This is a genomic window from Caulobacter sp. FV2ye17ST (genome assembly GCF_058680955.1).
On sequence record NZ_CM178727.1, the window covers coordinates 3,191,305 to 3,217,608 of the forward strand.

At 68.6% G+C, this 26,304-nt stretch carries 23 protein-coding genes; 13 read left to right on the forward strand and 10 right to left on the reverse strand.

From position 1 onward, the window contains the following. The first annotated feature begins 70 nt into the window (after positions 1 to 70). Positions 71 to 838, forward strand: a complete 768-nt coding sequence (locus ACW17V_RS15300; protein WP_492105915.1) for an SDR family NAD(P)-dependent oxidoreductase — start codon at positions 71 to 73, stop codon at positions 836 to 838. 10 nt (positions 839 to 848) lie between these two features. Here ACW17V_RS15300 and ACW17V_RS15305 read toward each other — a convergent pair whose 3' ends face one another. Both ACW17V_RS15305 and rutR read right to left on the reverse strand, forming a co-directional pair. Further along, a complete protein-coding gene (locus ACW17V_RS15305; RefSeq protein ID WP_492105916.1) occupies positions 849 to 1,733 on the reverse strand; it encodes an oxygenase MpaB family protein in 885 nt (294 codons plus the stop codon). Between the two features lie 7 nt (positions 1,734 to 1,740). Further along, positions 1,741 to 2,526, reverse strand: a complete 786-nt coding sequence (rutR, locus tag ACW17V_RS15310) for an HTH-type transcriptional regulator RutR (RefSeq protein WP_492105917.1) — start codon at positions 2,524 to 2,526, stop codon at positions 1,741 to 1,743. A gap of 140 nt (positions 2,527 to 2,666) precedes the next feature. Between rutR and rutB the strand changes: the two genes are divergently transcribed. The 4 genes from rutB to rutA all read left to right on the forward strand — a co-directional run bounded on the left by rutB (position 2,667) and on the right by rutA (position 6,047). After that, complete coding sequence (rutB, locus tag ACW17V_RS15315) at positions 2,667 to 3,389, forward strand: pyrimidine utilization protein B (RefSeq protein ID WP_492105918.1); 723 nt, start codon at positions 2,667 to 2,669, stop codon at positions 3,387 to 3,389. A 161-nt stretch (positions 3,390 to 3,550) separates the two neighbouring features. Beyond that, positions 3,551 to 3,940, forward strand: coding sequence for a pyrimidine utilization protein C (gene rutC / locus ACW17V_RS15320; RefSeq protein ID WP_492105919.1), 390 nt, complete (start codon positions 3,551 to 3,553; stop codon positions 3,938 to 3,940). After that, positions 3,937 to 4,746 (forward strand): pyrimidine utilization protein D, encoded by an 810-nt coding sequence (gene rutD / locus ACW17V_RS15325; protein ID WP_492108812.1) that lies wholly within the window; start codon positions 3,937 to 3,939, stop codon positions 4,744 to 4,746. The genes rutC and rutD overlap by 4 nt, the downstream gene beginning before the upstream one ends. A 239-nt stretch (positions 4,747 to 4,985) precedes the next feature. Beyond that, positions 4,986 to 6,047, forward strand: a complete 1,062-nt coding sequence (gene rutA, locus ACW17V_RS15330) for a pyrimidine utilization protein A (protein WP_492105920.1) — start codon at positions 4,986 to 4,988, stop codon at positions 6,045 to 6,047. Positions 6,048 to 6,165: 118 nt separating this feature from the next. Here the strand turns inward: rutA and ACW17V_RS15335 are convergent, their stop codons facing one another. After that, on the reverse strand, positions 6,166 to 6,663 hold the full coding sequence (locus ACW17V_RS15335; RefSeq protein ID WP_492105921.1) for an FKBP-type peptidyl-prolyl cis-trans isomerase: 498 nt from the start codon (positions 6,661 to 6,663) through the stop codon (positions 6,166 to 6,168). Positions 6,664 to 6,929: 266 nt separating this feature from the next. Between ACW17V_RS15335 and ACW17V_RS15340 the strand changes: the two genes are divergently transcribed. After that, positions 6,930 to 7,061 (forward strand): hypothetical protein, encoded by a 132-nt coding sequence (locus ACW17V_RS15340; RefSeq protein ID WP_492105922.1) that lies wholly within the window; start codon positions 6,930 to 6,932, stop codon positions 7,059 to 7,061. A 21-nt stretch (positions 7,062 to 7,082) separates the two neighbouring features. Here the strand turns inward: ACW17V_RS15340 and ACW17V_RS15345 are convergent, their stop codons facing one another. After that, entirely contained in the window at positions 7,083 to 7,751 is a 669-nt protein-coding gene (locus tag ACW17V_RS15345; protein ID WP_492105923.1) for a response regulator, read from the reverse strand. Then, entirely contained in the window at positions 7,748 to 9,913 is a 2,166-nt protein-coding gene (locus ACW17V_RS15350; protein ID WP_492105924.1) for a sensor histidine kinase, read from the reverse strand. Before ACW17V_RS15350 ends, ACW17V_RS15345 begins: the two co-directional genes overlap by 4 nt. 221 nt (positions 9,914 to 10,134) lie before the next feature. Between ACW17V_RS15350 and ACW17V_RS15355 the strand changes: the two genes are divergently transcribed. Further along, on the forward strand, positions 10,135 to 12,651 hold the full coding sequence (locus tag ACW17V_RS15355; protein WP_492105925.1) for a cation-translocating P-type ATPase: 2,517 nt from the start codon (positions 10,135 to 10,137) through the stop codon (positions 12,649 to 12,651). Here ACW17V_RS15355 and selD read toward each other — a convergent pair. Continuing rightward, entirely contained in the window at positions 12,648 to 13,715 is a 1,068-nt protein-coding gene (gene selD / locus ACW17V_RS15360; RefSeq protein WP_492105926.1) for a selenide, water dikinase SelD, read from the reverse strand. The two genes, ACW17V_RS15355 and selD, sit on opposite strands and share 4 nt — an antisense overlap. Positions 13,716 to 13,845: 130 nt before the next feature. On the opposite strand from selD, the gene mnmH reads away from it, so the two are divergent. From mnmH to ACW17V_RS15380, 4 genes are all read left to right on the forward strand, one after another. Continuing rightward, positions 13,846 to 14,949: a tRNA 2-selenouridine(34) synthase MnmH gene (gene mnmH, locus ACW17V_RS15365; RefSeq protein ID WP_492105927.1), complete on the forward strand. Its 1,104-nt coding sequence runs from the start codon at positions 13,846 to 13,848 to the stop codon at positions 14,947 to 14,949. Positions 14,950 to 15,027: 78 nt separating this feature from the next. Next, positions 15,028 to 15,480, forward strand: coding sequence for a MaoC family dehydratase (locus tag ACW17V_RS15370; RefSeq protein ID WP_492105928.1), 453 nt, complete (start codon positions 15,028 to 15,030; stop codon positions 15,478 to 15,480). Between the two features lie 102 nt (positions 15,481 to 15,582). After that, positions 15,583 to 16,323 carry a DUF1353 domain-containing protein gene (locus tag ACW17V_RS15375; protein WP_492105929.1) on the forward strand — a complete coding sequence of 247 codons (741 nt, stop codon included), beginning with the start codon at positions 15,583 to 15,585 and terminating at the stop codon, positions 16,321 to 16,323. A 126-nt stretch (positions 16,324 to 16,449) separates the two neighbouring features. Beyond that, entirely contained in the window at positions 16,450 to 16,803 is a 354-nt protein-coding gene (locus tag ACW17V_RS15380; protein ID WP_492105930.1) for a response regulator, read from the forward strand. Between the two features lie 93 nt (positions 16,804 to 16,896). Here the strand turns inward: ACW17V_RS15380 and ACW17V_RS15385 are convergent, their stop codons facing one another. Further along, a complete protein-coding gene (locus ACW17V_RS15385) occupies positions 16,897 to 17,418 on the reverse strand; it encodes a histidine phosphatase family protein (protein WP_492105931.1) in 522 nt (173 codons plus the stop codon). Positions 17,419 to 17,528: 110 nt separating this feature from the next. Between ACW17V_RS15385 and ACW17V_RS15390 the strand changes: the two genes are divergently transcribed. Further along, positions 17,529 to 19,100, forward strand: coding sequence for a GH35 family beta-galactosidase (locus ACW17V_RS15390; protein ID WP_492105932.1), 1,572 nt, complete (start codon positions 17,529 to 17,531; stop codon positions 19,098 to 19,100). Between the two features lie 183 nt (positions 19,101 to 19,283). Beyond that, complete coding sequence (locus ACW17V_RS15395; RefSeq protein ID WP_492105933.1) at positions 19,284 to 19,730, forward strand: endonuclease domain-containing protein; 447 nt, start codon at positions 19,284 to 19,286, stop codon at positions 19,728 to 19,730. A gap of 4 nt (positions 19,731 to 19,734) precedes the next feature. Here ACW17V_RS15395 and ACW17V_RS15400 read toward each other — a convergent pair whose 3' ends face one another. From ACW17V_RS15400 to ACW17V_RS15410, 3 genes are all read right to left on the reverse strand, one after another. Then, positions 19,735 to 21,411, reverse strand: a complete 1,677-nt coding sequence (locus tag ACW17V_RS15400) for a glycoside hydrolase family 43 protein (protein WP_492105934.1) — start codon at positions 21,409 to 21,411, stop codon at positions 19,735 to 19,737. A 158-nt stretch (positions 21,412 to 21,569) separates the two neighbouring features. Then, positions 21,570 to 22,721: an endo-1,4-beta-xylanase gene (locus tag ACW17V_RS15405; protein WP_492105935.1), complete on the reverse strand. Its 1,152-nt coding sequence runs from the start codon at positions 22,719 to 22,721 to the stop codon at positions 21,570 to 21,572. A gap of 146 nt (positions 22,722 to 22,867) precedes the next feature. Beyond that, complete coding sequence (locus ACW17V_RS15410; RefSeq protein ID WP_492105936.1) at positions 22,868 to 26,029, reverse strand: TonB-dependent receptor; 3,162 nt, start codon at positions 26,027 to 26,029, stop codon at positions 22,868 to 22,870. Between the last annotated feature and the right edge of the window lie 275 nt (positions 26,030 to 26,304).

Below are 26,304 nucleotides of genomic sequence, written 5' to 3' on the forward strand. Positions count from 1 at the left end.
GCAACGGCGCCCTCGACATCCAGTCCGGCCACCGCCACCTTCCCCGGCCACACTTCGGGGAGACCAGACCATGACCGACCAGACCCTTTCCGGCCGCACCGTGCTGGTCACGGGCGCCTCGTCCGGCATCGGCGCGCATCTGGCCCTGGCGGCCGCGCAGGCGGGGGCCAGGGTAGCCCTGGCGGCGCGGCGCACCGACCGCCTGGCGGAGCTGGTCGACCAGATCCAGGCGGCCGGCGGCAAGGCCCTGGCCGTGGCCATGGACGTCGAGAGCGAAGCCTCGGTGATCGCCGCCTATGACGCCGTCGAGGCGGGCCTGGGAACCCCGGACGCGGTGATCGCCAATGCCGGGATCAGCGCCCAGGGCTCGGCCCTCGACATCGCCATCGACGACTTCGACAAGGTGCTGGCGGTCAATACCAGGGGCATGTTCCTGACCGCCCGCGAAGGGGCCCGGCGGATGATCGCGGCGGGCTCGCCGGCCAGCGGGCGCGGCCGGGTGCTGCTGGTCGCCTCGATCGCCGCCCACACCGTGCTGCCCGGCCTGACGGCCTACTGCACGTCCAAGGCCGGCACGGCGATGATGGGCAAGAGCCTGGCCCGCGAGTGGGCCCGCAAGGGGATCAACGTCAACGTCCTGTGCCCCGGCTATATCCGCACAGAGATCAACAGCGACTGGTTCGACCAGGAGGGCGGGACGAGGCTGATCGCCAGCTTCCCCCGCAAGCGCCTGATGGCCGAAAGCGATCTCGCCCCCATGGCCCTGCACCTGTGCGCCGACGCCTCGGCCACCATCACCGGCGGGGTGTTCACGGTGGATGACGGGCAGTCGCTGTAGGAGGGCGCGTTCAGCGCTTCCGGTACAGCCAATCCCCCGGCAAACCCATCCGCAGGCAGGCGTCAAAAGGCGGCGCGCCGGTCAAAGGAACGCGGTCCGCCAAACCCGCCGCCAGCCGGATCATCGGCAGTTCCAGCGGCCTCGGCAGCCACGCCGGCCCCAGACCCAGCACCTGCCGCACCTGCGCGGGGACCAGCCCCACCGCCGCCCGGATCAGCGGGCGTTGCAGCAGACTGACCGGCCCCGGCGCGATCCTGGTCTCCCGCATCAGGGTCAGGAACTCCAGCACGATGTCCGAGGCCTCCAGTCGCGGCAGCATGGCCGCCAGCTGGCGCTCCCAGGCCGCCCGCGAGGTCGGCGCGCCGGTCGCGCCATAGAGCCGCGCGGCAGGCTGGGCCTCGGCATAGAACCGGTCCTTTTCGGCGGCGCTCAAGGGCGAGACCAGGGCGCTGTAGGCTTCCAGAAAGCCGAAACTGGCGGTGGCCTGCACCCAGTTCAGCAGCTCGACATCGTCAGCCCGATAGGCCTGGCCGTCCGGCGTCCGGCCGCTGACCCGCGCATGCTGGCGGCCGACCCCGGCGATCATCGCCTCGGCTGTCGACCGCGCGCCATAGACCGTGACCATGGCCGCCAGACCGGTGCGTTTCAGCCGTCCCAGCGGGTCGGTGCGGAAAGTCGAATGCTCCCAGACGCCCGAGCGCACCCGGGGCTCGGCCAGCTCCAGGATCACCGCCGTCACCCCGCCGACGAACAGGGCGACAGGGTTCTTGAACACCCGCCACGACACCGAGTCCGGCGCCGCAAGAGCAGGCTCGCCGGCCGGGGCGGTGAAGTCCACGCGCGGCCCGCCGGGGGTCTGGATCAGGTCTTCGATGGCGCGCGACAGAAGGCTCATGCCTGACCTAACGCGGCTGCAGCCCGCCCAGCACCAGGGCGGTCACGGCGGCGGCGGTCTCGTCCATAAAGGCCTTGTCCGACAGGCCCTTGCCGGTCAGGGCCCGCACCTGGACGGCGAAGTCGGCATAGTGCTGGGTGATGGCCCAGATCGAGAAGATCAGGTGGGCCGGCTCGACCGGCGCCAGCCTGCCCTGGGCCACCCAGCCGGCGATCACCGCGCACTTGGCCTCGAACACCGCCTTCAGGGGACCGGCCAGAACCGGCTTCAGCAGGGGGGCGCCGCGCAGCATCTCCAGGGCGAACAGGCGCGAGACCTCCGGATGATCGCGGCTCATCTCCAGCTTCAGGACGATCAGGGCGCCGATGGCGTCCAGCGGGTCATCCTGGGCGGTGAACCGGCCAAAGGGCTGCAGCCAAAGGGCCAGACCCTGCTCCAGCACCGCCAGATAGAGGGCGTCCTTGGAGGGGTAATAGTACAGCAGATTGGCCTTGGAGAGCCCCGCCGCCCGGGCGATGGCCTCCAGGCTGGCCCCGTCCGGCCCCTGGCGGGCGAAGACGCCCAGGGCCTGCTTGAGGATCCGGCCCCGTCGGGCCTCGCCGGCCTGGGCGCGGCGACCGGCGGGAGGATTATCCACAGGGTCGGGCAAGTTATCCATAGCCCCCACCCCCGTCGCGCCGCCCAGGGATTGGGCGGCCTTGACCAGCTTGCGGGCGCCCGAGGCCGCCGGAGCGGCCGAGCGGGGAGCGGCCCGGCGCGCGGGCTTGACGGTCTTGGCGGACGGGTCGGTCATCGCATCTCGAACCTGGACCATTTGGTCAAACATGGACCGAATGGTTCGGATTGCACTGTTACGCGGGATGGTATTCCATGCCTCCTGCAAACCACAAGGGCGCGGCTGCAAACGCGACCTTGTCAGAAGGGAACCGGCGCATGAGCTCAGCGGGCATTCTTCCCCTGTCACCCGATGCGGTCATGCTGCCGGCCCGGCCCGAGCCGATCCCGGTGGATCCCAAGACCACCGCCGTGATCGTCATCGACATGCAGAACGCCTATGCCTCGCCGGGCGGCTATCTGGATCTGGCCGGGTTCGACATCAGCGGCGCGGCGGCCGTGATCGAGCAGATCGCCGGCATCCTGCCCGTGGCCCGCGCGGCCGGCATGCAGGTGATCTTTTTCCAGAACGGCTGGGACGACCAGTATGTGGAGGCTGGCGGCCCCGGCTCGCCCAACTGGTGGAAGTCCAACGCCCTGAAGACCATGCGCGCCCGGCCCGAGCTGCAGGGCAAGCTGCTGGCGCGCGGCCAGTGGGACTATGAGCTGATCGACGCCCTGACACCCGAGCCCGGCGACATCCGCCTGCACAAGACGCGCTATTCCGGCTTCTTCAACAGCCAGCTGGATAGCGTTTTGCGGGCGCGCGGCATCCGCCACCTGGTGTTCGTCGGCATCGCCACCAACGTCTGCGTGGAGTCGACCCTGAGGGACGGCTTCATGCTGGAATATTTCGGCACGGTGCTGGAGGACGCCACCCATCAGGCCGGCCCGGATTTCGTGCAGAAGGCGGCGCTGTTCAACATCGAGACCTTCTTCGGCTGGGTCTCGACGACGGCGGATTTCAAGGGCGCGTTCGGACAGCTGGCGCCGTCCGCATAACCTCCGCTCTCCCCGGCGAAGGCCGGGGCCCAGATCGAACCCACGAGAGCTTGAAACGACGGACAGGCCGCAAGGCGCGAACACCCCAAAGGCCCAGGATGAATCTGGGTCCCGGCCTTCGCCGGGAAGAGCGGATTTTAAAGAGCAAGAGGACACGGAAAATGCCCAAGACCGTCATCACCCCGCCCGGCACGGGCACGCCGATCGCCCCGTTCTCGCCCGGCACGCTGGCCGACGGCGTCGTCTATGTCTCGGGCACCCTGGCCTTCGACAAGGACAATAATGTCGCCCATGTCGGCGACGCCGAGGGCCAGACGCGGCAGGTGCTGGAGACCATCAAGTCGGTGATCGAAACGGCCGGCGGGACGATGGACGACGTGACCATGAACCACATCTTCCTGACCGACTGGGCCAATTACGCGACCATCAACAAGGTCTATGCCGAGTACTTCCCGGGCGAGAAGCCGGCCCGCTACTGCATCCAGTGCGGCCTGGTGCGGCCCGACTTCCTGGTCGAGATCGCCAGCGTCGCCCATATCGGCAAGCGATAAGTCGCATGACCTCGGGGACCGTCGACGGCCTGCACTACGAACTGCACGGCGGCCCCGTGGCCGGCCGCACGGCGGTGATCCTGTCGTCAGGCCTGGGCGGCTCGGGCGCGTTCTGGGCGCCGCAGATGGCGGCCCTGACGGCGAAGTTCCCGGTGGTGCTCTATGACCATCGCGGCACGGGCCGCAGTGTCCGGGAACTGACCGACCCGCACTCGGTGCAGGCCATGGCCGACGACATCGTCAAGGTGATGGACGCCCTGGGCCTGGCCCGCGCCCATGTCGTCGGCCACGCGGCTGGCGGCAACGCAGGGCTGGCGATGGCGCTGTCGCACCCCGATCGGCTGGCCAAGCTGGTGGTGGTCAACGGCTGGTCGCGACCCGATCCGCATATCCAGCGCTGCTTCGACACCCGGATCCACCTGCTGAACGACAGCGGGGTGCAGGCCTATGTCCACGCCCAGCCGATCTTCCTCTATCCAGCCAGTTGGCTGTCGGAGAACCATGACCGGCTGCAGGCCGAAGAGCCGCACCACGTCGCCAGCTTCCCGCCGAAGGACGTAGTGCTGGCCCGCATCCGGGCCCTGCTGGCGTTCGACATCGACCACCGTCTGGGCGAGATCGCGCATCCGGTTCTGGTCAGCGCCAGCGCCGACGACATGCTGGTGCCGGTGGGCTGCTCGATGCGCCTTGCCGAGGGTTTGCCGAATGGCCAGCTGGAGGTCGCCCCCTGGGGCGGGCACGGGTTTACGGTGACTGATCCGGAGACGTTCAATACGGCGATGATCCAGTTTCTGGAGGGGGAATGAGCGGGCTTGTCAAACGCCCGACGCCCCCTCCGTCACGTCGCCTATCGGCGCCGCGCCACCTCCCCCGCACGCTTCGCTACGGGGCAGGAGAAGAGCGGCTGAACCCTCCTGCCCCGCGAAGCGGGGGAGGTGGCGCGATGCGAATACGCATCGTGACGGAGGGGGCGTCCGGCGCCAGCGGACACACAACCTTTCGCGCCTAACCCGCGACCAACAAATCTAGAACAGGACACACCCCCATGCAGGTCGGCGTCTTCATCCCCATCGGCAACAACGGCTGGCTCATCTCGGAGACCTCGCCGCAGTACAGGCCCAGCTTCGAGCTGAACAAGACCATCACCCAGAAGGCCGAGACGTACGGCTTCGACTTCGCGCTCTCGATGATCAAGCTGCGCGGCTTTGGCGGGAAGACGGAGTTCTGGGAGCACAATCTCGAGAGCTTCACCCTGATGGCGGGCCTGGCGGCCGTGACCACGAAGATCAAGATCTTCGCCACCGTGGCCACCCTGACCATCCCGCCAGCCATCGCCGCGCGGATGGCCTCGACCATCGACTCCATCGCCCCAGGGCGTTTCGGCCTGAACCTGGTGACCGGCTGGCAGAAGGCCGAATACAGCCAGATGGGCCTGTGGCCGGGCGAGGCGCACTATACCGACCGCTACAACTACCTGGCCGAATACACGACCGTGCTGAAGGACCTGCTGGAGACGGGCGTCAGCGACTTCAAGGGCAAGTACTTCCAGATGGACGACTGCCGGGTCAGCCCGCATCCGAAGGAAACCAAGCTGATCTGCGCCGGCTCATCCAACGAGGGCCTAGCCTTCACGGCGCAATATGCCGACTACAGCTTCGCCCTGGGCAAGGGCACCAACACGCCCACGGCCTTCGGCTCGGTCAATGACCGCCTGAAGGCCGCCGCCGACAAGACCGGCCGCGACGTGGCCAGCTTCATCCTGTTCATGATCATCGCCGACGAGACCGACGAGAAGGCCATGGCCAAGTGGCAGCTCTATCGCGACGGCGCGGACCAGGAGGCCCTGGCCTGGCTGACCCAGCAGGCGGCGCCCAATGCGGCGGCCGGCGCGACCACCAACACCGCCCAGCTGGCCGCCCCGGAGTCGGCGGTGAACCTCAACATGGGCACCCTGGTGGGGTCCTATGAAAGCGTGGCGCGGATGCTGGACGAGGTGGCCGCGGTGCCGGGCACGGCCGGAGTGCTGCTGACCTTCGATGACTTCGTCGAGGGGGTGGAGAACTTCGGGACGAAGATCCAGCCGCTGATGAAGAGCCGGCAAAAATAAGCCCTCCCGTCGGCGGATGGGGGAGGGTTGGGTGGGGGTGATAGGGCGCTTGCCGGTTGAACCGCCGCGTCACCCCCATCCCCGGCCCTTCCCCCATCAAGGGGGAAGGGAGATTGGATCAATCCACCGCCAGCATGCCCAGCAGCTGCAGCCGGAACGTCATCACGCTGCCGGCGGGGATCGGCCCGACATCGCGGTCGCCATAGCCCAGCTCGGGCGGCACATAGAGCACCCACTCGTCGCCGACCTTCATCATCGGCAGGGCCTCCAGCCAGGCCTGGACCAGGCCGTCCAGCGGCATGATCGCCGACTGCTTGCGCTCGAACGAGCTGTCGAACACCGTGCCGTCCAGCAGCTTGCCTTCGTAGTGCACCTTGATGATGTCGCCGAGCTTGGGCGACGGGCCGGTCTTGGGGCCCGAGGTCAGGATCTTGTACTGCAGGCCCGACGGCAGAACGACCACTCCGGGCGCCTTGGCGTTGGTCGCCAGGAAGGCCTGACCGGCCGTCGGGGCGGCCGTCACGCCGGCGGGCGGCGTCGCTGCGGCCGTCTGGGCGCAGGCCATTCCGCCCACGGCCAGAGTCAAACCAAGGGTCAAACAGGCAAAACGAAGCATTCGGGGTCCTGACCAAGAATCTTTTTTCGGAACGACAGACTAGGGGCTTCCCCCAAGGACGCAACCTTTTTGCTATATAGAAAATCCATATAGATCAATAGGTTGATGCGAAAATTCGCCAATTCGGCGAGTTCACTGAACGCGTTCAACGTCATTTCACGACCACTTGTCGAGAATGTGACCGCTATTAACCAAGCATTAAGAACCGTTTTAGGTCACGGTCTCTGTTCAGCCCGGCCAACCATGGCAAAAAAGGGGAGGTACACATGCCCAGACACACCGGCGCCTGCGCCGCCCAACGCCACTGGTGGCAGCGCTATCCGATGTTCGCCCTGGCCGCTGGCTGGGTGATGATCGGGGCGGTCATGATGGCCGGCGTTTATCAGCTGAACATCTAGCCTTCGGGCTTTCAGACCTTTTCACACCAGCCCGCGCCGCGCCGCTTCCAGCGCCGCCTCCGCGCGCGAGCAGATATTGAGCTTGCGGTAGATCGCCTTGACGTAGCCGGCCACGGTCTGCTCGGCCACGCCCATCACCCTGGCCGCCTCGCCCGAGCGAAGGCCCCGGCCGATCAGGCGCAGGACCTCGGTCTCGCGCGGGGTCAGGGCGGCGGCGGGCTCGAGACTTTCCAGCACGCGAGGCTTGTCGCGGAAATAGCCCAGCATGCGGCGGGCGATGGCCGGCGACAGCGGCGTCTCGCCCGCCTCCAGACGGTGCAGGTATCGCACCAGGTCGTCGCCCCCCATGTCTTTCAGCAGATAGCCGCAGGCCCCGGCGGCGATGGCGTCGAACAGATGGTTGTCGTCGGCATAGATGGTCACCACCACCGCCCGGGTGTCGCCCGGACGCTCGGCGATCTGGCGCAGCAGGTCGATGCCGCTGCCGTCGGGCAGGACCAGATCCACCAGGGCCAGGTCGGGCGTCCAGGGCGGACCGGCCACCGGGTCCAGCAGGTCGCGGGCCGTGCGCAGGTCGCCCGCGCCCCGCGCATCGATGCCCGGAAAGGCCGCGACCAGGGCCGACAGCAGATGCTGCCGGGTCTCGGCCTGATCTTCCATGACGAGCGCGGTCGTGGGGGCGGTTGTCATGCGAGCGCCCCGCCGTCCAGCGGCACGCTCAGCCGCACCGCCGCGCCCCGGGCGACCTCTGGAAACTCGACCACCCCGCCGATCTCGCCCAGACGCCGCTCCAGATTGGCCAGGCCGCTGCGGCGTCCGCCCGGCTCGCGGGGCATTCCGACGCCGTCGTCGCTGATGGTCATGTCCAGGCGCTCTTTCGTATGCCGGACGGTCACGGCGACCTGGCCGGCGCCCGCGTGGCGAATGGCGTTGGAGATCACCTCGCGGCAGGCCGAGGTCAGGTTCTTGTAGACCCGGTAGGGGGCGGGCTGGCTGGGTTCGTCCAGCTCGGGCGCCGGCCAGTCCAGGGCCAGACCGGCGGCGGCCAGACGCTCGGCGGTCTCGTGGCGCAGATCGGCCAGCACCTCGTCCAGCGGCAGTTCGTGGCCCGACAGGCCCGAGACAATGGCCCGCAGGTCGCCGATGGCGCCGCGCATGGCTTCGTGGGTCTGGTTCAGCTCCTGGCGGTGCAGGCCCGACAGCAGCCGCGCGCCGACGTCGTCGTGCAGGTCGCGGGCGATGCGCAGGCGCTCCTCGACCACGCCCCGGGCATAGGCGTCGCGGCCCTGTTCGATCTGGGCCAGCAGGCCGACAAGCTGATCGGCCAGCTGCGCCTGGGCCGTGCCGAACAGGCCCCTGCCCCGGGCCGGAAAGCGCAGCAGCAGGGCGGGCGCGCCGGCGGCGGGCGGCAGGCTGAGCGCCACGCCCTCGTCGACGATCACGGCCCGGTCGGCGACCAGGGACGAGGTCGTCACCTCCAGCGGCTCATAGATCCTGGCCAGCAGGTCGCGCCAGGCCGCCTCGCGCGCGTCAGCCTGATGGGTCAGGGCCACCTGGGCGACGGCGGCGAACATCTCGTGGTCCTTCATGGTGCGGCGAGCCACGGTGCGCCGCCACAGCACGTCGCGGAACGGCAGATAGGCGAAGGCCACGATCAGCAGGGCCGCCCCCAGCGAGGCCTGGGCGCTGTAGCGCAGCACCGTCAGCAGCACGGCGTCCAGCGCCAGCAGGGCGATACCGGCGCCGAGATAGAACAGGATCCGGAACGCCCACTGGTCCAGCTCGAACAGCCTGTGGCGGCGCAGGCCCACGGCCATTCCGACATAGATGATCACGAAGAAGCCCAGCGCGAAGCGCGGGTCGATCAGCGGCTCGCGCCCGACCATGCTGGGCGCGGCCACCGAGGCGATGAACGCGCCGGCCCCGATGATCACCGACAGGCCCAGCCAGCGGGTGGCGGCCATGGCGGCCGGATCCCGGCGGCTGGCGAAGGCCTGGACGCCGATGGCCACGATGATCAGGGCCATCTCCACGACGGTGAAGCCCTGGCCCATGCCGGACAGGCTGGGATTGGCCGGCAGCAGCGGCAGGGCCATCCAAAGGACCACCGCGCCGGGCGCCATCAGCAGCAGGGCCGGAGCCGGCGCCAGGCGCTTGGGATAACACAGGAAGAAGGCGATCATCGCCCCGCCATAGGCCACGGCGCCGGCCATGTTCAGCCACAGCACCGGCCCCAGCAGGGCGGTGTCCATGGCCAGTTCCTGGGTCGCATGCACCGCCCAGCCAAAGGTGAAGGCTAGCATCGACAGGCCGGTCAGGGCGAAGAGCTGGGTGGCCAGCTCCATCGGCCGCAGCGCCCACACCCAGCCGCAGATCAGGACGGCGATCAGGCCAAACGACAGGTTGGCCCAGAACTCCGGTCCCAGGGTCGACAGCGGCCTTGGGCGATCGTCCAGGGTGACCACGCGCGTCGCGCCCGCCGCATCCTGGACCTTCAGGCGCAGGGGGCGAGCCTTCTGGGCCTCGGCGGCGATGTCGTGGCGGCGCATGCCCGCCTTGGCGGCCGCCTGGGTCGCCCCGTCGTCCTCATCGAACATGTCGCCGGTCAGGGGCGTCTGGCGGCCGTCCGGGGCGACCACGGCGACCAGGCGTTCTCCACGCCTGATCCCCGCGACGGCGGCGGGCCCTCCGGCGTCCAGATGGCGCACCACCAGTGGCCCGGACGCCTCGGGCGCGCGGGCGTCCAGTCCCAGCCAGGCGGGCGCGGTCGCCAGGCTGATCGCCGCCAGCGCCGCCGCGATACAGAAGAACACCACCCCCAGCAGAAGGGTGCTGGGAGATGAAACCCGCATACGCCGTGGCCCCGCCGAACGGACAGGAGTCTAGAGGTATCGGGATGCCGCCGTCCACCTGAAGAACGCCGTTCCACCACCCCTGTTCAGGGGGTTTACGCGGGCCGCACTGCGCTATCGTGGAACGATCCCGAAGTTTGTGAAGATGATCTGGCGCAAGGCGAGGTTCGAAGCGTTGAGGACAGGGTCCAGTTCGATCTCTGGAGCAACCGGGATGCCCCATGGCGCGCGATGATCTCAGCGGACTGACAACGGCGCAGGCCGGCCAAGGGCTGGCCGAGGTCGGCCCCAACGCCCTGCCCCAGGCCTCGGGCCGGGGTCTGATCAGGATCGTCCTGGATACCCTGCGCGAGCCGATGTTCCTACTGCTGATCGGGGCGGCGGGTCTCTATCTGGTGCTGGGCGACCTGGGCGAAGGCCTGTTCCTGATGGCCGGGGCGCTCGCCACCATCGGGCTGGTCGTCCTGCAGGAGACCCGCAGCGAGAACGCGCTGTCGGCCCTGCGCGACCTGTCCCAGCCCCAGGCCCGGGTGATGCGCGACGGGGCCGAGGTCCGGCTGGCCGCGCGCGATCTCGTTCCCGGCGACATCGTGCTGGTCGGCGAAGGCGAGCGCCTGCCCGCCGACGGCGCCCTGGTGGCCGGCGATGTGCTGAGCGTCGACGAGTCCGCGCTGACCGGCGAATCCGCCCCCGTCTCCAAGCGTCCCCTGGCGGCGGGCGAAGCCGCCGACGCCGAGACCCAGCCCGGCGCCGAGACCGGCCCCTATCTGTTCTCAGGCACGCTGGTGGTTCGCGGCCAGGCCGTGGCGCGGATCGCCAGGACCGGCCCCCGCACGGCGCTGGGCAAGATCGGCGTCTCGCTGGCGGCCATCGTCCAGGAGCCCACCCCGCTGCAGAAGACGGCGGGACGGCTGGTGGCCCTGCTGGGCGTGTTCGCCATCGCCTTCTGCGTTGTCGTGGCGGTCGCCTATGGGCTGCTGCGCCAGGACTGGGTGGGCGGCGTGCTGGCCGGCATCACGGTGGCCATCGCCCTGATCCCCGAAGAATTCCCCATGGTGCTGGCCGTCTTCCTGGCCCTGGGCGCCGGACGCCTGGCCCGGCACAAGGTGCTGGTGCGGCGCAGCGCCGTGATCGAGGCCCTGGGCGGCGCCTCGTTCCTGTGCGTCGACAAGACCGGCACCCTGACCGAGAACCGCATGCGCGTGGCCCGCCTGTGGACTCAGGACGAAGACCTTCTGATCGAGGGGGACTCGCCCCCTGCCGGGGCGGCGCTGACCCTGCTGCAGGCCGCCGGACTGGCCTGCGCCGTCCATCCGGTCGACCCGATGGACAAGGCGGTGCGAGCGCTGCTGGGGCCCTCGCAGCCCCCCTCACCCGACGCTCCGGCCGAACCGGAGCGGACCTGGCCGCTTCGCGCCGGAATGATGGCCATGATCCAGGTCTGGCGCGAACCGGGCGATCAATGGCGCGGCGCCGCCAAGGGCGCGCCGGAGGCGATCTTCCGGCTGTGCGGCCTGGCCGATGACCAGATCGCGCGGCTGACGCAGGTGGTCGAGCGCTATGCCGGCCAGGGCCTGCGCGTGCTGGGTGTCGCCTCCTGCCGGACCAAGACCCCTTTTCCCGATGATCCGGAAGACGCCCCGTTCGCCTTCGCCGGGCTGGTCGGCTTTCTGGACCCCGTCCGCCCAGACGCCCCGGCGGCGCTGAAGGAAGCGCGGGCGGCGGGCATTTCCGTGGTCATGATCACGGGCGATCACCCCGCGACCGCCCTGGCCATCGCCAGGACTGCAGGCCTGGACACGTCCGGCGGGGTCCTGCTGGGCGACGAACTTGCCGCGCTCAACGACGCCGCCCTGAGCGAACACCTTCGCCAGACGCGGATCTTCGCCCGCATCATCCCCGAGCAGAAGCTGCGCATCGTCCAGGCCCTGAAAGCGGACGGCCAGGTGGTGGCCATGACCGGCGACGGGGTCAATGACGCGCCGGCCCTTGAGGCGGCGCACATCGGCATCGCCATGGGGCGCAAGGGCACGGACGTCGCGCGCGAGGCCGCAGACCTGGTCATCCTCGACGACAGCTTCGCCTCGATCGTGGGCGGGGTGCGGCTGGGGCGGCGGATCTTCACCAACCTGCGCAAGGCGCTGGTCTATATCACCGCCATCCACGTGCCGATCGCCGGGGTGGCGCTGATCCCGATCGTCATGGGCCTGCCGCCCCTGCTCTATCCGATGCACGTGGTGTTTCTGGAGCTGGTGATCGATCCGGTCTGCGCCATGGTGTTCGAAGCCGAACCGGGCGGCGCCGAGGCGATGAAGCATCCGCCCCGACGCCCTGAAGAGCCGCTGTTTGGGCCCCGCCAGCTGGGCCTGGCCCTGCTGCAGGGCGTCGGCGTGCTGGCCGGCGTCCTGGGGATCTACCTGTGGGCGCTGGACCATCATCCGGAAAATCAGGCCCGGGGCGCGGCCTTCCTGACCCTGGTGGCCGGCAACCTGGTTCTGGCCCTGGCCGACGCCTCCTCGACCGGCGGCCGCCTGTTCGCGCCGCATCGGCGGATCTACTGGATCATCGCCTCGGCGGCGTCCGGCGTGCTGGCCCTGATCTTCGCCGTGCCGACCCTGGACACCATCTTCAAGGTCGGACCGCCGACGCCCGGCCTGCTGGCCAGCGCCCTGCTGGTCGCCCTGATCAGCGGCGGGTGGTTCGGACTGGTCCGCACGCTGGGCCGCCGCCCGGGTTAGCTGAGGCCGCCCAGCACCCTCACCTGCGGCGTTCCGGCGGTCATCCGCCCGACCACCCGGGCCGCGCCGAACCCCGCGTCCCGCACCTGGCGCAGGACCGTGTCGGCGGCCTCCGGCGCCACGGCGATCAGCAGGCCGCCGCTGGTCTGTGGGTCGGCCAGCAGGTCGCGGCGCCAGTCTGGCGCCCCCTCGGGCATCTCCACCGCCGCGCCATAGCTGGCCCAGTTTCGCACCGCTGCTCCGGTGCGCACCCCGGCCTGAGCCAGGGCGGCGACCTGCGGCAGGAGGACGGGCGCGTCGGCGTCCAGTTCCGCCGCCAGCCCGGCGCCCCGGCACATTTCCAGCAGGTGACCCAGCAGGCCAAAGCCGGTGACATCGGTGACGGCGTGGACGCCCGCCACCTCGCCCAGCCCCGCGCCGACCGTGTTGAGCTGGGTCGTGGTGGCGATCAGGGCGCGATAGCCCTCGTCGGAAAGACGCTGTTGCTTGAACGCCGCGCTCAGCACGCCCACGCCCAGGGCCTTGGTCAGGATCAGCACGTCGCCGGCCCGCGCGCCCCGGTTGGACAGCACGCGATCGGGATGGACCAGGCCCAGGGCGACCAGCCCATAGATCGGCTCGACGCTGTCGATGGAGTGCCCCCCGGCGATCGGCACGCCCGCCGCCGCACAGACCGAGGCCCCGCCGGCCAGGATCGCGCCAATGGTCTCGACCGGCAGCTTGTCGATCGGCATGCCGACGATGGCCAGGGCGAAGATCGGCGTGGCCCCCATGGCGTAGACGTCCGACAGGGCGTTGGTCGCGGCGATGCGGCCAAAGTCATGGGGATCGTCGACCACGGGCATGAAGAAGTCGGTGGTGGCGACCAGGGCCTGCTGGTCGTTCAGCCGCCAGACGGCGGCGTCGTCCGAGGTCTCGGTTCCGACCATCAGGTTGGGGAACATCCCGGCGGCCGGAGACTGGGCCAGGATCTCGCGCAGCACCGCCGGAGACAGCTTGCAGCCGCAACCGCCCCCATGGGCCAGAGAGGTCAGTCGAACGGGGGCTGGCGGGGAATCTGGCACGGAGCGCTCCTGGAACTTCGCGGGGACCTTACGATTCCCCGACGCCTCGCGCATAGTCGCGACAACGAAAAGCGGCGATGGCGAGATCTGGCGGCATGACGAGCGACCTGCGGCGAAACCCCGAGCGGCCATGAAGCCGCTTCAGGTCCTGACCTCCGCCACCCCCGCCGCCCTGGCGGCCTTCGACCAGATCATCGATGTGCGCAGCCCCGGCGAGTTCGCCCAGGATCACCTGCCCGGCGCCATAAACCTGCCCGTGCTGGATGACGCCCAGCGCGCCGAGGTGGGGACGATCTATGTCCAGGAGTCGCGCCTGCGCGCCAACCGCATCGGCGCGGCCCATGTGGCCCGCAACATCGCCCACCATCTGGAGACCGCGCTGGCCGACCGGCCGGAGGGCTTCAGGCCGCTGGTCTATTGCTGGCGCGGCGGCCAGAGGTCCAACGCCATGGCCACCATCCTGCAGCGGGTGGGCTGGCAGACCGCCGTGCTGGACGGCGGATACCGGACCTATCGCCGCTGGGTTCAGGCCCGACTGTATGACACGCCCTGCGATCTGGACCTGATCCTGCTGGACGGCGACACCGGCTCGGCCAAGACGGCGATCCTCGCCGCCCTTGCCGAACGCGGCGTTCAGGTCGTCGACCTGGAGGGTCTGGCCCGCCACCGCGGCTCGCTGTTCGGCGCCCTGTCGGGCCAGGCCCAGCCCGACCAGAAGGGCTTCGAGAGCCAGCTGCTCGCGGCGCTCGATGCGCTGGATCCGACCCGCCCGGTGGTGGTGGAGGCGGAGTCGAGCAAGATCGGCAACCGGGTCCTGCCGCCGATGCTGTGGGCGGCCATGCGCAAGGCGCCGCGCATCGAGGTCACCGCCCCCCTGCCGGAACGCGCCCGCTATCTGGTCGAGACCTATGGCGACATCACCGCCCGGCGCGAGGCCCTGCTGGCGATCCTGGAGCGGCTGCCGATCCATCCCAGCCTGAGGCGGCTGACGGCCTGGCGCGAGATGGTGGACCAGGGCGCCTTCACCGATCTGGCCGAGGCCCTGATGGCCGCCCACTACGACCTGGCCTATGCGCGGGAGCGGCGAAAGTCCGATCAGCCGACCCTGGCCAGCATCGCCCTGGATCGTCTGGACCCCGCAGCGCTGGATCTCGCCGCGACCAGGATCCTTGAAGTGATCGCGACGTCGGGGCGCAACACGGCCTCCGCCGGCGCCCGGCTGTCCGGCGCATAGGGCGGCTCGTCCAACGTCTGCGGCCATCCGCACGCATTTTCGCTGGTCACGAGGCCGCATCACCGCTAACCGGCCGGTATGATCCAACCTCACCTCTCCGGCGGCTATATCCTGGAAGAGCTTGTCGTCGGGATGGTCGCCGAGAAGCTCGTGACCGTCACCGAAGAGCGCATCCAGCGGTTTGCCGAGGCCTCTGACGACTTCAATCCCGTGCACATGGACGAGGCCTTCGCGTCGCGGACGGCCTATCGCGGCCGCATCGCCCATGGCCTGCTGTCGGCCTCGTTCGGCTCGGCCGTGGTCGGCACCATCCTGCCGGGCGCGGGCGCGATCTATCTGGGCCAGACCCTGGCCTTCCACCGACCGGTGCGCATCGGCGACGTCGTGGCGGCCCGGGTGACGGTCTCGGCCATCGACGAGGCCAGCGCGCGGGTCGTGCTGCGCTGCGAGGCCTATGTCGGCGACGACCTGATCATGGACGGCGAGGCCACCGTCCGCGTGCCGCGCCGGCGCCGCCCGCCGAAAGCTTGACCAGAAGGCGAGACGTGGCCGCCGCGCGCCCATGCCGCCTCGAAAGCGCCACGGAAACGGTGCTATAGCCCCGCTCTCGTTCAGCACTGTCCGAAGACCGCCTTGCGCCCGATCAGACCCGCCCCCCTCGCCGCCTCCGCCCTGCTGGCGGCCCTGGTCCTCGCCGGCTGCGCCACGCAGACCCACGAGACGGTCTATATCCCGGTGGTCGCGCCCACCCCGCCCAGCTCGCTGACGCCGCAGCCGGTGGTGCTGTTCAACCAGACCAAGGCCGGCCGCAAGCTGTTCACCCTGGACGCCGAGTTCCCCTATTGCGACGTCGAGACCGGCAAGGTCATCGTCGTGCCGCGCTGGTACGTCACCGACTTCGCCAGCGTGCCCTGGTACGGCCAGGGCTTCATCGATCCGCAGGGCCCGACCGCCCGCGCCGCCATCGTCCATGACTGGCTGTACGCCGTGGGCGAGCCGGGCAAGCGCGAAGAGGCCGACGCCATCTTCCACCGCGCCATGCTGCGCTATGGCGTCTCGCCCTTCCAGGCCAACATCGCCTACCAGGCCGTGCGGGCCGGCGGCGAGAAGGGCTACGGCCTGCCCGGCGACTGGTGGTTCATCGATCCCAAGCGCCAGGAGCTGCGCCAGCCCCCGCCCTTCCCCAAGCCGCGCACCGGCGCGGTGCGGATCATGCCGCGCTGCGTGGGCTTCGCCCCCCTGATCCAGAGCGGCTGGCGCGCCTATCCGATCAAGGCCCCGACGGTCTATGTGCCGCCGCCCGTGGTGATCACAAAGACCCCGCTGGATCAGGTCAAGCAGAAGCTTCCCTGGGGCGGCGACAAGAAGAAATAACGCCGGTCTATGACTTTGGGCCGCAGGTCCGTTTCGACACACCACTCACGTTGCGCTTGCCTTTGATGGGAATCAGTTGGCCAAGTGATCTTGAGGGATATTCGAAACGGGTTGCTTAAGATGGTATTGCGTCACGCTCTCATTATCGAAGACGAGATCCTGATCGCCATGGAGGTCGAGGCTCTGCTTCGTGAGCAGGGTTTCACCTCGGTCGACGTCGCCGACAACGCCCGTGAGGCCCTCGATCTGGCCCTGCTTCGCAAGCCCGACCTGATCACCGCCGACTATCGCATCGTGGGCGGCACCGGCGAGGACGCGGTCCGCTCGATCATGGCCCATCTCGGACCCATCCCGGTGGTCTATGTCACCGGCAACGCCTGCTCGATCTCGGCCGACAGCACCAATCCGGTGGTGGAAAAGCCGGTCTCGCCGACGCGCCTGGCGCGGGCCTGCCAGGTGGCGATCCAGGCGGCGGCTTGAGGGTTACACGCCCTCCCTCCCCTTTATGGGGAGGGTGGCCCGCGTAGCGGGTCGGGTGGGGCTTGATGAGTCAGCGGCGGATAGCCAGCCCCCTCAGCACGCCGCCGTAGCCACCCCATAGCGCGCATGCACCACCTTCGGCGGAGCCGTCCCGGCCAGCTGGATCACCGTCATCTGGTCGTACTCGCAGTCGGTCGGCGCCTTGGCTCCGGTGTCGCCCAAGGCCGTGGCGATGTTGGCGACCGTATTGCTGTGGCCGACGATCAGGACGGTGGCGTCGCCCGGCGCCGTGCGGGCCTGGTCGGCGAGGCGCTGGGCGTGGGCCGTGTCGCCGGCGTCGAAGGGCACGGGGACCACCGCCACGCCGGCGGCCTGGGCAGTCGGTCCGGCCGTCTGCTGGGTGCGCTTGAGCGGGGTGGCCAGCACCATGGCGACGCGGGCGCCGCTCAGGGCCTGGGCCAGGGCTAGGGCGCGGGCCTGACCGGCCGCTGACAGGTCGGGATCGCCGTTGGGCGCGACCTTCTCGCCGTGGCGGACGATCACCACTGTCTGGGCCAGGGCCGAGGAGGCGAAGAGGACGGGCGCGAGGACGAGGGCGATGAGGCGACGGTTCATGGACCGAGCCTAGCGGCGGTGGACGCAGGGAACAACAAGCGGCGCGCGGCGGCCCGCGCCGACGCGGTTTTCATGATTGATCTTACAAGCCTCATGACGTCATCTGACCAATGATGCGTACCCTGATCCAGACCCTGAGCGCCGTGGCGCTGACCGCCGCGCTCTGCGCTTTTCCCGCCGCCGCCGAGCAGATCCCCCGCCTGGCGCCCCAGGGCGACGCGACCCAGCTGCTGGTCGACGGCAAGCCGTTCCTGATCCTGGGCGGCGAGCTGGGCAATTCCACTGCCTCCAGCCTGCCCTACCTGGAAAAGCAGTGGCCCACCCTGAAGGCCCTGGGCCTCAACACCGTGCTGGCCCCGGTGCAATGGGACCAGATCGAGCCGGTCGAGGGGCGCTTCGACTTCACGGTGATCGACGGCGTGATCGCCCAGGCGCGCGCTCACGACACCCGGCTGGTGCTGCTATGGTTCGGGGCGTGGAAGAACAGCATGTCGACCTATACGCCGGCCTGGGTGAAGCGCGACGGCCAGCGTTTCCCGCTGGCGCGCTCGGCCGAGGGCAAGGTGCAGGAAATCCTGTCGCCCGCCGGCCCGGCCTCCCTGGCCGCCGACGCCAAAGCCTTCGCGGCCCTGATGACGCACCTGAAGGCGGTGGATGGCGACCGGCGCACCGTGATCATGATCCAGGTCGAGAACGAGATCGGCATGCTGCCCTCGGCCCGCGATCACTCGCCGCTGGCCGAGGCGGAGTTCCGCAAACCCGTGCCGGCCGCCGTCTTGAAGGCCACCGGCAAGACCGGCTCGGGCAGCTGGGAGCAGGTGTTCGGCAAGAGCGCCGCGACCGACGAGCTGTGGCAGGCCTGGTCGTTCGGGCGCTTTGTCGAGGGACTGGCCAGCGCGGGTCAAAAGGCCTACCCGCTGCCGATGTACGTCAACGCCGCGCTGAACAAGCCCGGCGTGCCCCCCGGCGGCTATCCCAGCGCCGGCCCTCTGCCCCACCTGTACGAGGTCTGGAAGGCGGCGGCGCCGTCGGTGTTCCAGGCGCCGGATATCTACTATCCCGACTTCAGCCACTGGGCCGCGCAGTACGACCGGCCGGGCAATCCGCTGTTCCTTCCCGAGGCCGACCGGGCGGGCAAGGTCGAGGCCCCGGCCAACGCCTTCTGGGCGATCGGCGAGCACGACGCGATCGGCTTCTCGCCGTTCTCGATCGAGAACGTGGCCGATCCGGCCAGGAACCCACTGGCCGGCGCCTATGCCCTGCTGCGCGAACTGACCCCGACGATCCTGGCTCATCAGGGCAAGGGCGTGATGCGCGGCTTCCTTCCGCCGGTCAGCGCCGAGGGCGCGGTCGACGCGACCCCGCAGAACGTGAGGATGGGCGACTGGACGGTGAAGGTGTCGTTCGTCGATCCCTGGACGCCGAAGGACAGGCAGACCCCTGCCGCGCATGGCGGCCTGGTGATCCGGCTGTCGGCCGACGAGTTCCTTGTGGCGGGCTCAGGGATCACCCTCACCTTCGGGGAGGGCGTCGGGCTGGAGAAGGTGGTCGAGGGCCGGTTCGTCGAGGGCGCCTGGGTCGAGGGGCGCTGGCTCAACGGCGACCAGACGCACCAGGGCCGGCATGTGCGACTGGAGCCGGAGCGGTTTCAGGCGCAAAGGGTGAAGCTTTATCGGTATTGAGGCCGCCGGCTCAGCAGCGCCCCCTCCGTCACGTCGCCTATCGGCGCCGCGCCACCTCCCCCGCACGCTTCGCTACGGGGCAGGAGAAGAGCGGCTGAACCCTCCTGCCCCGTGAAACGGGGGAGGTGGCGCGATGCGAATACGCATCGTGACGGAGGGGGCGTTCGGCGCCAAACTCAACCTATGAGGTCCAGAAAAGACACCCACACCAAAGCCAAGGCCCTGCGCAAGGTCATGACGCCGCCAGAGGCCCTCCTCTGGTCGCGCCTGAGATCACGCCAACCCGGCGGCCCACGCATTCGGCGTCAGCATCCGGTAGGGCCCTACATCGCCGACTTCTACTGCTCCGACGCGCGCCTGGTGATTGAGATCGACGGCTGGTGTCACAACATGGGCGACCAGCCGGAGCACGACCTTCGGCGCGATGCCTGGATGGCGGCTCGAGGACTGACGGTTGTGCGCTATGCAGCGTCGGACGTACTGGCGGACACCACCGGCGTAGCCGATGGGATCTGGGATACCTGCATGGACCTGATGCAACAGCGGCAGGCGCCGAACGCCCCCTCCGTCACGTCGCGTATCCGCGCCGCGCCACCTCCCCCGCAAGCGGGGCAGGAAAAGAACGATTGAGGCCCTACTTCGCCCCGCTCGCATACACCCCGAACATCGCCCCGACGAAGCCTCCCGCCTTCTTCGTCGAGAGCATCGTCCCGTCCGCCCCGGCCTTGAGGACCTTCCAGTCGCCCGGCTTCACGGCATAGGCGAAGTCGTATTCACCGCCCCGCGCGGTGATCTTCAGCTCCACCGGACCGGCGCTCGCCAGCGGCGTTTCCGCCACCACCACGCCGTCGACGGGGTCGCTCTTCCCGGCCCTGCGCTCCAGTCGCAGGACCGGCTTGCCGCCCGAGCGGACCACGCCCAGGAAGTAGAAGAACTCGTCGCTCTGCAGCGCCGTCAGGCCCGCGCGGTCGCCGTCGGCTTTCGGCGCGAAGTCCACCGTCACCTGGGCAGTAGCGTTGATGTGCTGCTGGCGGCGGCCCCAGAACGAGGGCTGGTCGGTCAGCTTGTCGGGACGGGCCTGCAGGGTCAGGGCGCCCTTGCCCACGCTCCACCAGCGCTCGGTGGGGATGCGGAGGGTCATCCAGTTCAGCGGCAGCTCAGGACCGGCAAAGGTCTCGGCCGCCTTGAACGCCCCGGCGGTGGGCGGCGGCAGGACCTTGGGCGCGGGCAGGTCCGGCGCGGTCGCCACATAGGGGATGGTCTTGCCGTTTTCGAGGATCACCGGCCAGCCGTCCTTCCACTCCACCGGCAGCAGGAAGGTCTCGCGGCCGGTGTTGTAGAGATCGTCGCCATAGGGCCGCACGGCCAGGAAGGTGGCCCACCACTTGCCGTCAGGCGTGTCGACCAGATCGGCGTGCCCGGCCGAGGTGATCGGCAGCATGCGATCCTTCGGCAGGCCGCGCTGGGTCAGGATCGGATTGTTGGCGTAGGGCGTGTAAGGGCCGGTCACGCTCCTGGACCGCAGGGCGACCTGGCTGTGACCTTCGGCCGTACCGCCCTCGGCGGCGGTCAGGTAGTACCAGCCGTCCTTCTTGGTGATGTGGGGCCCCTCGGGCCAGATCGGCTTGGTCGACGGGTCGACGCCCTTGTCCAGCAGCACGGTGCGCGGACCGATCGTGACCTTGGCCTTGGGATCGTATTCCTGGATCCAGATGGCGCGGTGGCCCTGATACTCGGCGGGTCCCGGCGGCTCGTCATTGTTGAGGATCCAGGCGCGGCCGTCATCGTCGAAGAAGATCGAGGCGTCGATGCCGCCCACGGTCGGCAGCCACACCGGATCCGACCACGGCCCCTTGGGATCCTTCGCCGTGATCAGGAAATTGCCCTGGCAGTCGACGCAGGTGTTGAGGATGTAGAACGTGCCCTCATGCTCCTCTATGGCCGGCGCGAACACGGCGCGCGACAGGCCCAGGCGCTTGAAGTCCAGCATGCCGGGCCGATCGATGGCGTTGCCGATCTGCTCCCAATGGACGAGGTCGGTCGAGTGCCAGACCGGCAGGCCCGGGAAGTAGGCAAAGGTCGAATTGACCAGGTAGTAGTCGCCCCCCACCCGCGTGATGCTGGGGTCGGGATAGAAGCCTTTGAGGATCGGATTGCGGTACTGGCCGGGGGCCAGGGCCACCTGCGCGTCGACGGGATCGGCGCCGTCATAGGTGAAGTTGCGGAACTCGGCCTGGCCGGGTTTCGGCGCGGCGTGGGCGGCTGTTGCGGCCAGGGCCAGGGCGAGCGCGGTCAGGGTCGGGCGGATCATCGGTTTACTCCCAAAGCCAAACAAAGCCTGTCATCCCGGCCGGCCCCCGGCGAAGGCCGGGGGAGAGCCGGGACCCAGGGGCCGCTGCAATGCAGTTGCCCCTGGGTCCCGGACAGCCTCTGCGAGGCTTCCGGGATGACAAGATAAAGAACACGGTGCTAGCGCACGGGCGCCGCCCTGAACGCCGCCGCCATGGCCTCGCGCAGGGGCTTGGGCTGATAGTTGTCGTCGTACAGTGTCGGGCGCTTGGGCTTCTTGTCCTCCCGCAGCCACTGGTTCTGCAGCCAGGAATACTTGTCGACCATGCCCCAGGCCAGAACCTCCTTGGTCTGACGATAGGACAGCATCAGGTCCAGATACCCCTTGGCATAGGCCGCCACGGCCGCATCGCGGGGGGCGAAGTCGTAGGGCAGGCCCTTGTCGTGGACATCGAACTCGGTGATCAGCAGATCGTAGCCCATGCCGGTCGCCTCATCGAGGAAGGCCCGCCATTCCTGCTCCTGCGGCTTGCCAAACCCGGTGAAACTGTCGGCGTTCTCGGCGCCGATATGGGCCTGGACGCCCAGGGCGTCGACGGGCGTACCGCGCTTGCGGAAACCTTCCAGCAGCTTGAGCACGCCGTAGCGGTGCTTCTCGTTGCCAACTTCCCAGCTCATATAGTCGTTATAGACGAGGCGGGCCTTGGGCGCGGCGGCGCGGGCGGTGTGGAAGGCCAGATCCAGGGTCTGCTCGCGGCCCAGGATGTCGGACAGCACGGTGTTGCGCACCGAGCCGTCGGCGGGATCGACGGTCTCGTTGACCACGTCCCACGAGATCATCTGCGGATAGTGCTGACACAGCTTCTGGATGTGCTCGGTCAGCATGGCCTCGGCGGCGACCTTGGGCTGGGGACCGAAGTCGTGGGTCTTGATCCAGGCCGGGAACCACTGCGGGTGGTGCCACAGCAGGGTGTGGCCGCGCAGGGCCTGGCCGTTGGCCTTGGCGAAATCGGCGATGCGGTCGGCGCGCGAGAAGTCGAAGGCCTGCGGGCCGGCGGCGCGGATCACGTACCATTTCAGCTCGTTCTCGGGGACCAGCACGCCGCACTCGTCCTGGAGGATCTGGCGAAGGCGGGCGTCCTCGAACGAGCCGGTGAGCGAACCCACGGGGCCGGCGCCGACGGCGCTGCCGAAGATCAGGCCCTTGTCGCGCGCCAGGCTGGCCAGGGATGGCGACGGCGCGGCCAGGGCAGGCATAGCGCTCATGGCGCCAGCGGCGACGCCCAGACCGAGGGCCTTTCGACGGGAAATGACCGAGGGGAAGGAACGCATCGCCTTTGACCTTCAAAAAAAACGCGCACCGCCGGAGACGATGCGCGGAGAAGAGGAACTGCAAGACTGTCGGCCCCCCGAGGCGGAGCCCATTTTCGAAAGTCGCGCCGGCCCAGGGAGGACCAGGCCGGCGCGGCCGTCGAAACCTAGAAGCTCGCGCGCACCACGAAGGTGTAGCGACGGTCGTTCATGAACCACGAGCGGCCGGTCTTGAGCAGTTCGTTGTTCAGGATCTGGCTGGTCATGGTGGTTTCGTTCAGCAGGTTCACGCCCTGCACGCCAATCTTCATCTTCGGATTGACCGTGTAGAACAGCGAGCCGTCCAGCTGGCCGGTGGCCTCGTTCATGATCGGCGCGAAGGGCACGATCACGTCGCGGACCGTCAGCAGGAAGTCCGAACGCCAGTTGTAGGCCAGACGGGCCGAGATCGGACCCTTCTCGTAGATGGCCGCGAAGTTGGCGTTGTGCTTGGACAGCCCCTGCAGCGGCAGCTTGCTGGTGTCGACCGTCGTCACGCGGCCGGCGGCCACGTCGGGGTCGGTCGCCGACAGCGTGCTTTGCGGCACGCCCGAGCTGTCGATGTAGGAGTAGTTGGCGTTGATGCCGAAGCCGTCCAGCGGCTTGGGCAGGAAGTCGTAGAACTGCTGGTAGCCGATCTCGAAGCCCTTGACCTTGGCCTTCGTGTCGGAGTTGCCCGGCGTGGTGACCAGCACATCGAACGTCGCGCCGTTGTTGGTGAACGGCATGCGTGCGGTCGTGTTCGTGGCGACGTCGGTCAGCTCCTTGTAGAAGGCCGCGAAGGTCAGCGAGCCGACGGAGTCGAAGTACCACTCGACCGAGGCGTCCAGATTGGTCGACTTGGTCGGCTTCAGGAAGGGATTGCCCACCGTCACATTGCCGCTGGGCTGACCACCGCTGATGCCGTCGGCGTTCGTGTTGATGGCCAGGTTATAGTAGTTGCGGGTCAGACCGATTTCAGGCGGCGTGACCGTCTTGGACGCGCCAAGGCGATATTGCAGCCCGCCGGGCATGGCCACCTTCAGGTTGAAGCTGGGCAGCCAGTAGTTGAAGTCGGCCTTGGCCGTGCTGGGGTTCACCGCGCCATTGGCCCAGCGGCGAGCCGCGGCCCGAACCGTGGGCGTCAGCTGACAGAACGGCGTCGGCGTCTCCCCCACCGGCACCACGGCGCACTCGGCGTCGGTGGCGAAGTTGGCGTTCGGGAAGGCCTGGAAGCCGTCGGCCTCGCGCCGGGTGGCGGTGTAACGCAGACCGATATTGCCGCTCACCCGGGCCGCGCCCATATCGCCCTTGAAGCGGGTGACCAGGTAGGCGGCCTTGTTGACCTCGTTGATCGGGTTGATTTCCTGCGGCAGGAACGGCGTGCCGGCGACGACATTGCATCGCATGGCCAGCGGCACCCAGTTCTGGGCGCAACCATTGGCGCCGTTGCGGGCGCGCCATTCGTCGCCGACCGACAGCGCGAAGGCCGAAGCGTCCTTGTAGTTGACCGCCGTGTTGCTGCCGTAGAACAGCCGGGAGTCGGTGCCGGTGGGCAGGCCGGTCTGGCCGCGCATGAAGTTGGGGAAGCCGTTCAGCAGGGCCTTGGCCGTGCTGTCGGTTCCGGTCGAGCCGAACGGCGCCGAAGGAACGCCGTCGATCTTGTCGGTCAGCCACACCGGGCCGCCCTCGCCCCAGATCTCGCTGAGAACGCCCCAGTTATAGGTCGAGAAGCGGGTGGTCTGGTCGCGCTCGGCCCAGCGCACGCCAGCCTTGACGGAGTCGAACCAGGTGTCGTCGCCGAACTTGTATTCAACGTCGAACTTGACGGCGTCCTCGGTGCCCTCCGACTGCTCGATGTGGTCCATCGCCGAGCGCCAGAAGGTGTTGTACGGGTCGCTCAGATTGTTGTGAACGCCCTGACCGTAGGAGGGGCAGTTGTTATTGTAGGTCAGGCAGGTGGCCGGCGTCAGGCCATTGCCCGGCAGGGTGAAGGCCACGGTCGGCAGGTCATTGCCGTTCAGCTGGATCGACGCATTCTGGAACGTGGACGCCCAGATGCCCATGCTGAGCATGTCGACCTCGGAATCCACATGCTGGGCGTCAAACTGGAAGCCCCACTGGTCGTTGGGCGTCCATTTGAAGTTGAAGCTGTAGTCGCTGGTCACATTGACCGTATGTTCGTCGCGACGAACATTGTTCGACTGCAGGCCGTCGATCGGCGCACGCGGGTCCGTGCCGTTCTGGTCAGCGCGCCAGCCGGTCGTGCCGGTGATGGCGCCGTTGGTGAACACGCCACGATCATCGAACGTGAAGGTGGTTCCGGCCACCGAACGCGAGTCGCCGTTGCCGGCGACGTTGTCGGTGGCGATTTCCATCGCGTGTTCGCTGGTGTCGCTGGTCGATTCCGAGCGCAGGTACTGGAACGCGGCCTGCATGGTGCCGTCGTTGCTCTTCCACTGGACGGCCGCCGCGCGCCCTTCGCGCTCGCGTTCGGTGTCGGTGGAGCGGAACGCCGCGCCACGCGGGAACCACACGCCCTTGGTCCCGTTGCCGCAATCGGCGGCGGCGGCGCCCAGATTGGTGCGGCAGCCGAAGTTCGACACCTGGATGGCGTCTGAGCGGGTTTCCAGCTTGGAATTGACGTAGCTGAGCAGCAGGCCGAACTCGCCGGCGCTGGTGTCGAAGCGGTCGCTGTAGAGGAACGAATAGGTCGGCGTCAGCGCCTTGGACATGTCGCCATAGCTGCCTTCCGCCGACATCGACAGCAGGCGCTTGCTGCTGTCGAACGGCAGGCGGGTGCGCAGGTTGACGGTGCCCGAGATGCCGCCTTCGATCATGTCGGCCGACGGGCTCTTGAACACGTCGACGCCGCCCATCAGCTCGGACGGGACGTCGGCGAAGCTGAGACCACGGCCGTTGTTGGCGGTGAAGCTGTCGCGGCCGTTCAGTTCCGAGCGCACGAAGTTCAGACCGCGCACGACCACGCCGCTGCCTTCGGTCGAGAAGTGGTCAGGGTCGACGCCCGCGGCGAAGCGGTTGATCGACACGCCGGGCACGCGCTGCAGGGCTTCGGTCACCGACCGGTCCGGCAGGGCGCCGATGTCTTCGGCGGTGATCGAGTCGCCGATGATGTCGGACGACTGCTTCAGCGCCTGCGAGCTCTTCAGGCTCTGGCGGATGCTGGTGACCACGACTTCGTCGACGGCGACGGCGTCATCGGTCTTGGTCTGGGCCTGGGCGAACGCCGGCACGGCGAATAGCGCGGCGCCGAGCGCCACGGCCGACGCACCGCACTTCAGACCTGACATGAATGAATTTTGCCCGCGCTGCGCGGACGACTCCTTGAAAGAGCCCATTGGATCACCTCCCCATTCTTTTTCTGATAGCGCACGTTAGCGCTACCATTGGTCATGTTACCGTGACCATTGTCGGTCAGATCATATGACGGAACACCGGCTGTCAAGCGTTGCAACGCCTACGAGGCTCACGTAGCTGTGCACGGGGAGAGACCCTGGAAACATGGAGGAGAGGCGAAACGTCGTTCACACGACAGAACGCCTAACCATCCATTCTACCTAAGGTT